Consider the following 12002-nt stretch of genomic DNA (forward strand, 5'->3'; position numbering starts at 1 on the left):
CCCGGACAGCGCGTCAGTGGCAAAGGACAGCTGCGCTAGACTCGCTGGACGAGGGCACAGCCCCGCCATTGTCCCATGCCGTGGCCCGATCCGATTACGAAACCGACGACAACCGGAACTCCGAGGGCACCGCCGGCCACTGGCGCCGTCGCCTCGTCACCTGGGTGCTCGCCGCCATCGGACTGGGGCTGGGGTTCCTGATCCCGTACTCGCTGTACCTCAACCACGAGGTCGGCGAACGCTTCGACCAGTTGCGCTGGCAGCTGCCGACGCGGGTCTACGGCCGGCCGCTGGAGCTCGCACCCGGCCTCGCGCTGGACAAGCGGACCCTCACCACCGAACTCGCCGCCGCCGGCTACCACCCGGGCGACGGCGTGCGGCCCGGCACCTATTCGAACGACGGCGGCCGCTGGCTGATCTCCAGCCGCGGCTTCAACGACGTCGACGGCCGGGTGGCGCCGCGACGGATCGCCGTGACGCTGTCCGGCGGCAAGGTCGCCAGCGTGCGCGACGCCGGCGCCGACAGGAAGCTGAAGGTCGCCCGGCTCGACCCGGCGCGCATCGCGACGCTGTACGGGCAGAAGCAGGAGGAGCGCCGGCTGGTCCAGCTGGAGGAAGTGCCCGAACTGCTGGTGACCGGCCTGCAGGCGGTCGAGGACCGCGACTTCGCGCACCACCACGGGCTCGACCTCAGCGGCATCCTGCGCGCGGCCTGGGTCAACCTGAAAGCCGGCGAGGCCCGCCAGGGCGCCAGCACGCTGACCCAGCAGCTCGCGCGCAGCGGCCTGCTCGGCATCGGCGCCGAGCAGACCTGGACGCGCAAGTTCAACGAGGCGATCTACGCGCTGCTGATCGAGGCGCGCTACGACAAGCAGACCATCCTCGAAACCTATTTCAACCAGGTCTACCTCGGTCAGCGCGGTGCGCAGGCGATCCACGGCGTGGCGGCGGCGTCGGAATTCTGGTTCGGGCGCGACCTGGCCGACATCAGCACCGAGCAGATCGCGCTGCTGATCGGCATCGTCCGCGGCCCCTCGTACTACGACCCGCGCCGGCATCCCGAGCGCGCCACCGAGCGCCGCAACTTCGTCCTCGGCGAGATGCACGAGACCGGCCTGATCGATGACGCCGAGTACCAGCGCGCGCTCAAGGCGCCGCTTGGCGTGACCGAGCAGCCGGGCCATTCGGCCAACCGCTTCCCGGCCTACGTCGACCTGATCCGCCGCCAGCTCGCCACCGACTACCCGGCCGACGCGCTCGCCGGTGCCGGGCTGAGCGTGATGTCGGGCATGTCGCCGTCGGCCCAGGCCTACGCCGAGGGCGCGGTGACCAGCACGCTGGAAAGCCTGGCCAGCAAGAACCGTCCCGACCTGCAGGCCGGCCTGGTGCTGACCGACGTGCACAACGGCGACGTGCTGGCGGTGGTCGGCAGCGGTTCGCCGTCCAGACCCGGCTTCAACCGCGCGATCGACGCGCTGCGCCCGGTCGGCTCGCTGCTCAAGCCGTTCGTGTACCTGCTGGCGCTGGCGCAGCCGGACCGCTGGTCGCTGGCCAGCTGGGTCGACGACTCGCCGGTGACGGTCGCGCTGGGCAACGGCAAGCAGTGGAGCCCGGGCAATTCCGACGGCCGCAGCCACGGCACGGTGCGGCTGATCGACGCGCTGGCGCGCTCCTACAACCAGGCGACGGTACGGGTCGGCATGCAGGTCGACGCGCGCCGCATCGCGGACCTGATCCGCACGCTGGCGGGGATCGAGGCCGAGCCCAACCCGGCGCTGATCCTCGGTTCGGTCGACCAGAGCCCGTACGCGATGGCGCAGCTGTACCAGTTCCTCGCATCCGGCGGCGAGATCCAGCCGCTGCATGCGGTGCGCGGCGTGCTGGACGCCAACGGCCGCGCGCTCAACCGCTACGACACCGAGCCGGCGCCGGCGCAGGAGGGCGACGCGATCGCCGCGCGGCTGATCACGCTGGCGCTGCAGCACACCGTGTCCAGCGGCACCGCGCGGCAGCTGGTCGCCGACGGCCTCGGCCGGCTCAACGCGGCCGGCAAGACCGGCACCAGCAACGACAGCCGCGACAGCTGGTTCGCCGGCTACACCGGCGACCACCTCGCGGTCGCCTGGGTCGGCAACGACCAGAACGAACCGACCGGCCTGTACGGCTCGACCGGCGGCATGCGGGTCTGGTCGAACATGTTCAAGCGACTGCCGAGCGCGCCGCTGGAAGTCAGCGACAAGGGGCTGGACTGGCAGTGGGTGGTCGGCTCGCACGCCACCGATGCCGGCTGTGCCGGCGCGCGCCGGTTCGCCTTCGTGGCCGGCTTCGCGCCCGCGTTCCAGCCGTGCCAGCCGCCCGAGCCGGTGTACGAAGAGCGCCGCAGCTGGCGCGACTGGTTCGGCTTCGGCCGCGACGACGACGAGCCGGAGCCCGCACCCGAGCCGACGCCTGCGCCGCAACCGGTGGAGGTGCCATGAAGCTCCGGTTCCCGTGCCTGTGCCTGGCCGCCGCGCTGGCGGCCGGTTGCGCCAGCGGTCCGGCGGCGCCGGAGCGGCCGGCGTTCGACGCCGCCGCCGCGCTGGCCGCGATCGAGCAGGCCGGCGCCTCGGCCAGCGACGAACTGGTGGTGCGTCCGCTCGGCAACCCGCAGGTGCAGGACCTGCGCGCCGACGCCGACGCGCTGCTGCGCCAGGGGCGCCACGACGAGGCCGCGGCGCTGCTCGACCAGGCCCTGGCGATCAGCCCGGACGACCCGGCGCTGCTGCAGGAACGCGCCGAGACCGCGCTGTGGCAGGGCGATCTCGACCTTGCCGGACGGCGGGCGCGACAGGCGGCGGAACTCGGCGCCGGCGTCGGCCCGCTGTGTCGCCGGCACTGGGAAACCGTTGCGCAGGTGGCGCAGGCGCAGGCACCGGCAGGCATCGAGCCGGCCACCGGCGCGGCCACTGCGGCGCCGGCGGTGAGTGCCGCGCGTGCGCAGCGCGACGCCTGCACCGTCACCCCGCCGCCGCGGTACTGAGGTGGGCGAGGGAGGCAGCCGGCTCGGCAACGCCAGCCGCACGGCGTTGAGCGAGGGCGGCGACCTGGCGCGCAACATCGCCGCGTTCGCCCCGCGTACCGCCCAGCAGGACCTCGCCGCCGCCATCGCCGACGCCTTCGACAGCCGTGGCGTGCTGCTGGCCGAGGCCGGCACCGGCACCGGCAAGACCTTCGCCTACCTGGTCCCGGCGATCCTGTCGGGACTCAAGACCATCATCTCCACCGGCACCCGCGCGCTGCAGGACCAGCTCTACCATCGCGACCTGCCGCGCGTGCGCGACGCGCTCGGCATCGGCGTGAAGACCGCGCTGCTGAAGGGCCGCGCCAATTACCTCTGCCACTACCGGCTGGAGCAGGCCAAGGGCGAGGGGCGCTTCCACAGCCGCGAGATGGCGGGGCAGTTCCAGCGGATCGTGGCGTGGGCCGGACGCACCCGGATGGGCGACCTGGCGGAGCTGGAGGCCCTGCCGGACGACTCGCCGCTGCTGCCGATGGTGACCTCCACCGCCGACAACTGCCTCGGTGGCGAGTGCCCGTTCTTCGCCGACTGCTTCGTGGTGCAGGCGCGCCAGCGCGCACAGGCGGCCGACGTCGTGGTGGTCAACCACCACCTGCTGCTGGCCGACCTGGCGCTCAAGCAGGAGGGCTTCGGCGAGATCCTGCCGGGCGCGCAGGCGTTCGTGATCGACGAGGCGCACCAGCTGCCGGAACTGGCCGCGCAGTTCTTCGGCGAGGCGCTGAGCGCGCGGCCACTGGTCGAGCTGGCGCGCGATGCGCTCGCGGAGTGCAAACAGGCGCCGGGTGCGCTGGCGGTGCTGCAGGAACCCGCGCGCGCACTGGAGCAGTCCGTCCGCGGCCTGCGCGCGGCGATGGACGAGTTGCCGGTGCGCGGCACCCGTTCGCGGGCGGCCGAGGACGGCACCGTCGAGGCCGCGCTGGACACGCTGCTGGAGTCGCTGCGCACGCTGCACGCGGCCCTGCTGCCGCTGCGCGAGGCGGCGCCGGGTTTCGACAGCTGTACCGCACGGGCGAAGGAGTTCGAGCAGCGGCTGCTGCGCTGGCGCGAGCCGGCCGGGGACGACGACGCGGGCTTCGACGATCCGGATATCGACCGCCCGGTGGACGCCGCCGATGCGTCCAGCACCGACCCCGACCCCGACGCGGCCGCCGACGACCGCGGCCCGCTCGCTTCCGATGACGACGCCAGCGTGCTCTGGTACGAGCTGACCGCGCGCGGCTTCCGCCTCAGCCGCACCCCGCTCGACGTCGCCGGCCCGCTCGCGCGGCACCGGGCGCGCTCGCAGGCGGCGTGGGTGTTCACTTCGGCCACGCTGGCGATCGGCGGCCGCTTCGAGCACTACGCGATCAAGCTCGGCCTGCGCGAGCCGCGGACGCTGCTGGCGCCGAGTCCGTTCGACTGGCCGAGGCAGGCGCTGTGCTACCTGCCGCGCGGGCTGCCCGAGCCGTCGGCGCGCGACTACACGCAGGCCATCGTCGACGCGGTGCGGCCGGTGCTCGACGCCTCCGGCGGCCGCGCGTTCGTGCTGTTCGCCTCGCACCGCGCGCTGCGCGAGGCGGCGGCGCTGCTGCGCGACCCGGTCGACCCGGCGCCGTGGCCGCTGTTCGTGCAGGGCGAGGCGCCGCGGCCGGTGCTGCTGGAGCGCTTCCGCGCGTCCGGCAACGGCGTGCTGCTCGGTGCGGCGAGCTTCCGCGAGGGCGTCGACGTCGCCGGTGACGCGCTCAGCGTGGTGGTGATCGACAAGTTGCCGTTCGCCGCGCCGGACGACCCGGTGTTCGAGGCGCGGCTGGAGGCGATCCGCCGCAGCGGCGGCAACCCGTTCCGCGACGAGCAACTGCCGCAGGCGGTGATCGCGCTCAAGCAGGGCGCCGGCCGCCTGATCCGCAGCGAGACCGACCGCGGCGTGCTGGTGCTGTGCGACCCACGCCTGCTCGGCAAGCAGTACGGAAAGGTGTTCATGGATTCGCTGCCGCCGCTGCCGCGCACGCGCCGGATCGAGGACGTCGACGCCTTCTTTGCGCCAGAATCCGCTCCTGCCGCAGCCACGGAGGCCTGATGAAACTGCTCGCGTTCGAACTGGCGACCGAAGCCTGCTCGGTGTCGCTGTGGCTGGATGGCGAGGTGCGCGAGCGGTTCGAAGTCGCCCCGCGCCGCCACGCCGAACTTGCGTTGCCGTGGGCCGCGGCGCTGCTGGCCGAAGCCGGCATCGCGCGCTCGCAGCTCGACGCCATCGCGGTCGGGCGCGGTCCCGGAGCGTTCACCGGCGTGCGGCTGGCGATCGCGATCGGGCAGGGCGTCGCGCTCGCGCTCGACCGGCCGATGGTCGGCATCTCCACCCTCGCCGCGCTCGCGCGGCAGGCCGGCGAAGGCCGGGTGCTGGCGACGATCGACGCGCGAATGAGCGAGGTCTACGCCGCCACGTACGAACGCAGCGGCGATGAACTGCGGCTGCTCGACTCCGAAACCGTCGGGCCGCCGGACCAGGTGCGGCTACCCGACGACGACACCGGCTGGCACGGCGTCGGCACCGGCCTGGAGGCCTGCGACGGCGCCCTGCGTATCCGCCTGGCCGACCGCCTCGCGAGCGCTGGTGGCCACGCGCTGCCGCGCGCGGGCGATGTCGCCCACCTCGGCGCGCTGGCCGCCACCCGCGGGGAACTCGTCGCCCCCGAGCGGGTCGAACCGGCTTACCTGCGCAACAACGTGGCGCTGACCCTCGCCCAGCAGCAGGCCCTGCGCGAGCGCCGCTGACCGGCGCGCTCCGCCGACCCGGAGGAGCAACCGATGAACCCCCGACCCGAGCGCGGCAACACCCGTCCCGTCCTGCGCTGGCTGCGTGCCGAAGCGCTGCCGCTGCTGGTGATGCTGCTGTTGCTGACCGCCGCGCGCTCCTCGTTCGCCAACCACTACCACGTGCCGAGCGGCTCGATGCAGCCGACGCTGATGCCGGGTGACCGCGTCGTGGTCGACATGACCGCCTACGGCCTGCGCCTGCCGTTCACCGACATCGACGTCGTCGAACGCGCCACGCCGCGCCCGGGCGAAGTGGTGGTGTTCGACTCGCCGGTCGACGGTACCCGCTTGATCAAGCGCGTGGTGGCGGTCGGCGGTGACCGCGTCGACGTGATCGACGGGCGGCTGTGGATCGATGGCGAGCGCAGCCAGCTGCACCGTCGTGCGGAACCAACGGAGGCTTTCGGTGAACGTATCGCTCATCTCGACCTGTCCGACGGCGGCGGCCGCGACGTGCACGGCCTGGTCGTGCCCGAGGGCCAGGTGCTGGTGATGGGCGACCACCGCGGCGCCAGTTTCGACGGTCGCTACTTCGGGCTGGTGCCGCAATCGGAGTTCTACGGCCGCGCGGTCGCCGTGTACTGGCGCAGCGGCGAAGCCTTCGTCTGGCAGCCGTTGTAGGCGTCGCGCCGGCTACCGGTCGACCAGCTCCCCGCCCGGCAGGAACGCCCAGGTGCGGGTGACGTGCAGGACGTCAGGGTCTTCCCCGGTCCGCGGCAGGGGCGGGTAGGGCTCGGCCAGCCTGGCGATGCGCAGGGCCGATGCGTCCAGCAGCGGGATGCCGCTGGAGACGACGATCGCCGAGTCCTCGACGCTGCCGTCGCGGCGGATCGCCACGCTGATGACGACCTGCCCCCCGAGCCGGCGGCGGCGTGCCTCGTCGGGGTAGTTGAGGTTGCCGACCCGCTCGACCCGGTCGACCCATTCGCGCAGGTAGCCCGCCCAGGCGTACTCGGTGGTGCTGGCCGAGACGAACTTGCGCTTGGGCCGCTTGGCGTAGCGCTCCGAGCGCAGGTGGATCTCGGCGGCGAGCCGGGCCATCGCCATGTCGTGGCTGATCTGTTCCTCGCCGCGCGGCCGCGGACGCTCGTCTGGCGGCGGGGTTTCCAGCGCGGCCGGGGTGGCGGAGTCGCCGCGGGTGCTGCTGACCACGCGCGCCTGCGGCGGCGGTTGCGGCGCGGGCGACTGCGCGCGCAGTTCGCGCGGGGCGACGCCGGCGGTCGCGGCCGGCAGCGGTCCGGAGACCGGCTCGCTCGGCCGGCTGCTGCTGTCGTGCTCGCCGCCGCCCTGGTTGCTGGCCTGGGCGAGGAAGTCGGCCTGCTCGGGCGACAGTTCGGTGGTGGTGCGGGTGAGGATGACATCGAGCGTCGGCACGACCGGGGCGGCGCTTTCCACCGCGAAGCCGACGCCGAGCAGGACGATGCCGTGCACCAGCAGCGACAGCATCGTGGTGGCCGTCAGCCGCTGGCCCTCGTCGATGCCGGGCCGGGCCGGTGTCGCCGCCACCGCGCTCATCGGTGGGTGGCGCGCGCTTCGATCACGTCGAACAGTTCGGCGCAGATGTTGAGGCCGAACTGGGCGTCGAGTTCGCGGATGCAGGTCGGGCTGGTGACGTTGACCTCGGTCAGGTAGTCGCCGATCACGTCGAGGCCGACGAACAGCATCCCGCGCGCCTTCATCTCCGGCCCCACCTGGGCGGCGATCCAGCGGTCGCGTTCGGTCAGCGGACGGCCTTCGCCGCGGCCGCCGACGGCGAGGTTGCCGCGGAAGTCGTCGCCCTGCGGGATGCGCGCCAGGCAGTAGTCCACCGGCTCGCCGTCGACCAGCAGGATGCGCTTGTCGCCGCCGGTGATCTCCGGCAGGTAGCGCTGCGCCATCGCCAGGCTGTGGCCGCCGGCGGTCAGCGTCTCCAGGATCACGTTGGCGTTGGGGTCGCCGTGCGAGAGGCGGAAGATCGAGCGCCCGCCCATGCCGTCCAGCGGCTTGAGCACCGCGTCGCGGTGTTCGGCGACGAACGCCTTGAGGTCGGCCGCCGAACGGGTCACCAGGGTCGGCGGGCAGCACTGCGGGAACAGCAGCGCGGCCAGTTTCTCGTTGTAGTCGCGCAGGCCCTGCGGGTCGTTGACCACCAGCGCACCGGCGCGCTGCGCCAGGCTCAGGATCTGGGTGTCATGGATGAACTCGCTGTCGACCGGCGGGTCCTTGCGCATCAGCACCACGTGGCCGCGGCCGAGCTCGACCCGCGACGGCGCGCCGAGGTCGAACCAGCGGTCGGGGTCGTCGAAGACCTCCAGCGGCTGCAGCGTAGCCACCGCGCGGCCGCCGTCCACCGCCAGCCCGCCGGGGACCACGTACCACAGCCGGTGGGCGCGGCGGCGGGCCTCCAGCAGCATCGCGAATGTGGAATCCTTGGCGATCCTGATCGACCCGATCGGGTCCATCACGACGACGATGTCGAGCGGCATGGCGGCGCAGGGCAGGGGGGGACGTGGCGATGGTAGCAGCCGCCCCGGCCGCGTCCGCGCGACCGCGGTCGCATTCATGTTCGTCACAACCCCGCGCCGCGCTTGACAGCACGGGCGCGGCTTGGAATAAAGGCAGCCACGCGACGCGCCGGGGGTTCCGCGTCGGCGCTTCGCACTGGGGGACACTGGAACATGCAGGACGAGGGTCGCAACGGCAGCCTCGATGGGTTGCGGGTCATGGTGATCGATGACTCCAAGACCATCCGCCGTACCGCTGAAACGTTGCTCAAACGCGAAGGATGCTCGGTGGTGACCGCCACGGACGGGTTCGAGGCACTGGCCAAGATCGCCGACCAGCAGCCGCAGATCATCTTCGTCGACATCATGATGCCGCGGCTGGACGGCTACCAGACCTGCGCGCTGATCAAGAACAACCAGTTGTTCAAGGGCACGCCGGTCATCATGCTGTCGTCCAAGGACGGCCTGTTCGACAAGGCCCGTGGCCGCATCGTCGGCTCCGAGCAGTACCTGACCAAACCATTCACGCGCGAGGAGCTCCTCGACGCGATCCGCACGCACGTCAACGCCTGACCGGGGGGTAGGGCACCAATGGCACGTATTCTTCTGATCGAGGACTCGCCGACCGACACGGCCGTCCTGACCCAGCTGCTCGAGCGCAACGGCCACGACGTGATGGCCTCCGGCAGCGCCGAGGACGGCATCGACGTGTGCCGCCGCGAGCAGCCCGACCTGGTCCTGATGGACGTGATCCTGCCGGGCATGAACGGCTTCCAGGCCACCCGCGCGCTGTCGCGGGACGACGAGACCAAGGCCATCCCGGTGCTGATCGTCAGCACCAAGGGCATGGAGACCGACAAGGCCTGGGGCCTGCGCCAGGGCGCCAAGGACTACATCGTCAAGCCGCCGCGCGAAGACGAGCTGATCGCCCGCATCAACGCGCTGCTGGGATCGTGAACGCCTCGCCGTCAGTGGAAGCGCCGGTGGATGTGGCTCCGTTCGATCTGCTGGCCGACTACGAGCGCCGCAGCCTGGCGCACGTCGCCGGCCTGCCCGAGCAGCTCGACGCGCCGGGTCTGTGGCGTGGCGTCGGCTACCGCATCGGTGGCCGCCGGCTAGCGTCGGAGTTCGGCGAGGTGCTGGAAATCCTGCCGCTGCCGCAGGTCACGCCCGTGCCGGGCGCGCAGCCGTGGATGCTCGGCCTGGCCAACGTCCGCGGCAACCTGCTGCCGATCGTCGACCTCAAGCAGTTCCTCGAAGGCGAGCGCACGGTGCTGCACGAGAGCCAGCGCATCCTGCTGGTGCGCCAGCCCGGCGGCGACGTCGCGGTCCTGATCGACGAACTGCACGGCCAGCGCAGCTTCAACGAGCAGCAACTGGTGATCCCCGGCGACGAGGCCGAGACCGCCCTGGCCGCGGGCCGCTACAGCCACTTCATCGACCGCGCCTACCGGCTGGACGGAGCGGTCTGGGGCATCTTCAGCCTCGAGCGGCTGGCCCGCACCCCCGAATTCCGACAGGCCGCGTCCGACATGGCGCGGCCGGATCCCCGCAACAACGAGTCCAACACCGGTCCCGCCGGCGTCAGCACCACACTTGAGGTCGAACATGAGCACTGAGATGAATTCCGTCGCCGGGAAGGCCCGCAACGTCGGGGTCAACACCTGGTTGATCCTGCTGGGACTGGCGGTGCTGGTGTTCGGCCTGAACACCGGCTACGCGACCTGGAAAGCCGCCCGACTCGGCGGCGCGAGCGCCTCGGCCTCGGCGCTGCAGGTGCAGTCGCAGCAGCTGGCGGTGCAGGGCCAGGGCGCGGTGGGCGGTGACGCCGCCGCGTTCGCCGCGTTCAAGAACACCCAGGCGCAGATCGACGACAACGTAGGCGACCTCAACGCCAACTTCGGCGACACCACCGGCGTCGCCGGCCCGATCCGCACCGTGACCGAGACCTGGGCGCCGCTGGACAAGAGCGCCGAGCAGCTGATCGCCAGCGAGGCCGCGGTGCTGGGCCTGGCCGAGAACGCCGAGAGCTTCACCAGCCGCGTGCCGCAGCTGCAGGCCAGCCTCGACGAACTGGTCCGCGCGATGTCGACCAGCGGCTCGCCGTCCTCGCAGGTCTACTACGCCCTGCGCCAGGTCGTGCTGTCGGGAACCATGGCCCGACGCGTCACCGAGATCCGCGCCGGCGGCGCGGGCGCGGCGGCGGCCGGCGAAGGCCTGGTCCGCGACGTCGCGATCTTCGACAACGTCATGACCGGCCTGCGCGCCGGCGACGAGGCGACCGGCGTCAACGCGCTGTCCAACTCCGGCGCACTGGCCGCGCTCGGCCAGGCCGAGACCCTGTGGAAGGAAATGAAGACCGACGTCGACGCGATCCTGTCGACCTCGCAGAACCTATTCCGCGCGCAGGCCGCGGCCGACGCGATCACCGCCGGTTCCGACAAACTGCTGGCCGACAGCCGCTCGCTGTTCGACGCCTTCACCGCGTTCGGTTCGCTCAAGGACACCAGCATCCTCGGCAACCTGTGGATCTCGATCGTGTCCGGTGCGCTGGCACTGCTGGCGATCGTCGGCTTGCTGGTGTCGCTGAACCGCCAGCAGCAGGCGCGCTACCAGACCACCAAGGAGCTCAACGACCGCAACCAGGAGGCGATCATGCGCCTGCTGGACGAAATGGGCTCGCTCGCGGAAGGCGACCTGACCGTGAAGGCGACCGTGACCGAGGACATGACCGGCGCGATCGCGGACTCGATCAACTTCGCCGTCGAGCAGCTGCGCAGCCTGGTGCAGACGATTACCGACACCTCGGTGCAGGTGGCCTCCAGCGCACAGGAGACGCAGGCCACCGCCATGCACCTGGCCGAGGCCGCCGAGCACCAGGCGCAGGAGATCACCTCCGCCTCCAGCCGAATCAGTGAAATCGCGGCCAGCATCGACCAGGTGTCGAAGAACTCCGCCGAATCCGCGGACGTGGCGCAGCGCTCGGTGCAGATCGCGACCGCCGGTGCCGGCGTCGTGCGCCAGACGATCCAGGGCATGGACAACATCCGTGACCAGATCCAGGAGACCTCCAAGCGCATCAAGCGCCTCGGCGAGAGCTCGCAGGAGATCGGCTCGATCGTTGAACTGATCAACGACATTTCCGAACAGACCAACATCCTCGCGCTCAACGCGGCCATCCAGGCGGCGTCGGCGGGTGAAGCGGGCCGCGGCTTCGCGGTCGTGGCCGACGAAGTGCAGCGCCTCGCGGAACGCTCGTCCAACGCGACCAAGCGAATCGAATCGCTGGTGCAGACCATTCAGGCCGATACCAACGAGGCGGTCAGCTCGATGGAGCAGACGACCTCCGAAGTGGTCGCCGGTGCGCGACTGGCCGAGGATGCGGGTACCGCGCTGGGCGAGATCGAAAAGGTGTCTTCGGACCTGTCGGGCCTCATCCAGGGCATCTCGTCGGCGGCGCAGCAGCAGTCCGGCGCGGCGGCCAACATCACCCAGACGATGCACACGATCCAGCAGATCACCTCGCAGACCACCCAGGGCGCCAACCAGACCGCACAGTCGATTGGAAACCTGGCGCAGCTCGCCGCCGACCTGCGCCGCTCGGTCGCCGACTTCAAGCTGCCGGCCTGAGGCGCGGATTGGATCGATCGATGAACTGCCTGACCCCC

At 71.7% G+C, this 12002-nt stretch carries 10 protein-coding genes and 1 pseudogene; 9 read left to right on the forward strand and 2 right to left on the reverse strand.

The window, feature by feature from the left end; translation table 11 throughout:
• Nucleotides 1–80 precede the first annotated feature (80 nt).
• From mrcB to lepB, 5 genes are read left to right on the forward strand one after another with little or no spacing between them, the layout of a single operon-like run.
• Nucleotides 81–2477 (forward strand): penicillin-binding protein 1B, encoded by a 2397-nt coding sequence (gene mrcB, locus N799_RS06940; RefSeq protein WP_036209939.1) that lies wholly within the window; start codon nucleotides 81–83, stop codon nucleotides 2475–2477.
• A complete protein-coding gene (locus N799_RS14350) occupies nucleotides 2474–3019 on the forward strand; it encodes a tetratricopeptide repeat protein (protein ID WP_052101324.1) in 546 nt (181 codons plus the stop codon). Before mrcB ends, N799_RS14350 begins: the two co-directional genes overlap by 4 nt.
• Nucleotide 3020: 1 nt before the next feature.
• Nucleotides 3021–5114: a DNA repair helicase YoaA gene (gene yoaA / locus N799_RS06950; RefSeq protein ID WP_036209943.1), complete on the forward strand. Its 2094-nt coding sequence runs from the start codon at nucleotides 3021–3023 to the stop codon at nucleotides 5112–5114.
• Nucleotides 5114–5809: a tRNA (adenosine(37)-N6)-threonylcarbamoyltransferase complex dimerization subunit type 1 TsaB gene (gene tsaB, locus N799_RS06955; RefSeq protein WP_036209947.1), complete on the forward strand. Its 696-nt coding sequence runs from the start codon at nucleotides 5114–5116 to the stop codon at nucleotides 5807–5809. The genes yoaA and tsaB overlap by 1 nt, the downstream gene beginning before the upstream one ends.
• A 33-nt stretch (nucleotides 5810–5842) precedes the next feature.
• The gene (gene lepB / locus N799_RS06960) at nucleotides 5843–6472 is read left to right on the forward strand and encodes a signal peptidase I (RefSeq protein ID WP_036209949.1); all 630 of its coding nucleotides are present in this window, start codon (nucleotides 5843–5845) and stop codon (nucleotides 6470–6472) included.
• A 12-nt stretch (nucleotides 6473–6484) separates the two neighbouring features.
• Here lepB and N799_RS06965 read toward each other — a convergent pair whose 3' ends face one another.
• Both N799_RS06965 and gshB read right to left on the reverse strand, forming a co-directional pair.
• Nucleotides 6485–7366, reverse strand: coding sequence for an energy transducer TonB (locus N799_RS06965; RefSeq protein WP_036209953.1), 882 nt, complete (start codon nucleotides 7364–7366; stop codon nucleotides 6485–6487).
• Entirely contained in the window at nucleotides 7363–8316 is a 954-nt protein-coding gene (gshB, locus tag N799_RS06970) for a glutathione synthase (RefSeq protein ID WP_036209956.1), read from the reverse strand. The genes N799_RS06965 and gshB overlap by 4 nt, the downstream gene beginning before the upstream one ends.
• A gap of 192 nt (nucleotides 8317–8508) precedes the next feature.
• Here gshB and pilG point away from each other — a divergent pair, with 192 nt between their 5' ends.
• The 4 genes and pseudogenes from pilG to N799_RS06990 all read left to right on the forward strand — a co-directional run bounded on the left by pilG (nucleotide 8509) and on the right by N799_RS06990 (nucleotide 11964).
• Nucleotides 8509–8907 (forward strand): twitching motility response regulator PilG, encoded by a 399-nt coding sequence (pilG, locus tag N799_RS06975; protein ID WP_036209959.1) that lies wholly within the window; start codon nucleotides 8509–8511, stop codon nucleotides 8905–8907.
• 18 nt (nucleotides 8908–8925) lie between these two features.
• On the forward strand, nucleotides 8926–9291 hold the full coding sequence (locus N799_RS06980) for a response regulator (RefSeq protein ID WP_036209962.1): 366 nt from the start codon (nucleotides 8926–8928) through the stop codon (nucleotides 9289–9291).
• 32 nt (nucleotides 9292–9323) lie between these two features.
• A pseudogene (locus N799_RS06985) lies at nucleotides 9324–9863 on the forward strand (chemotaxis protein CheW); the annotation flags it as partial.
• Between the two features lie 79 nt (nucleotides 9864–9942).
• On the forward strand, nucleotides 9943–11964 hold the full coding sequence (locus N799_RS06990) for a methyl-accepting chemotaxis protein (protein ID WP_036209965.1): 2022 nt from the start codon (nucleotides 9943–9945) through the stop codon (nucleotides 11962–11964).
• Nucleotides 11965–12002: the final 38 nt, after the last annotated feature.

The sequence above is a fragment of the Lysobacter arseniciresistens ZS79 genome (assembly GCF_000768335.1).
In the GTDB taxonomy this organism is placed as follows: domain Bacteria; phylum Pseudomonadota; class Gammaproteobacteria; order Xanthomonadales; family Xanthomonadaceae; genus Novilysobacter; species Novilysobacter arseniciresistens.

Coding starts and splice junctions, on each gene's coding strand:
- lepB (WP_036209949.1), top strand. CDS start 5,843: ATGAACCCCCGACCCGAGCGCGGCAACACCCGTCCCGTCCTGCGCTGG.
- N799_RS14350 (WP_052101324.1), top strand. CDS start 2,474: ATGAAGCTCCGGTTCCCGTGCCTGTGCCTGGCCGCCGCGCTGGCGGCC.
- N799_RS06980 (WP_036209962.1), top strand. CDS start 8,926: ATGGCACGTATTCTTCTGATCGAGGACTCGCCGACCGACACGGCCGTC.
- N799_RS06965 (WP_036209953.1), bottom strand. CDS start 7,366: ATGAGCGCGGTGGCGGCGACACCGGCCCGGCCCGGCATCGACGAGGGC.
- N799_RS06990 (WP_036209965.1), top strand. CDS start 9,943: ATGAGCACTGAGATGAATTCCGTCGCCGGGAAGGCCCGCAACGTCGGG.
- tsaB (WP_036209947.1), top strand. CDS start 5,114: ATGAAACTGCTCGCGTTCGAACTGGCGACCGAAGCCTGCTCGGTGTCG.
- pilG (WP_036209959.1), top strand. CDS start 8,509: ATGCAGGACGAGGGTCGCAACGGCAGCCTCGATGGGTTGCGGGTCATG.
- gshB (WP_036209956.1), bottom strand. CDS start 8,316: ATGCCGCTCGACATCGTCGTCGTGATGGACCCGATCGGGTCGATCAGG.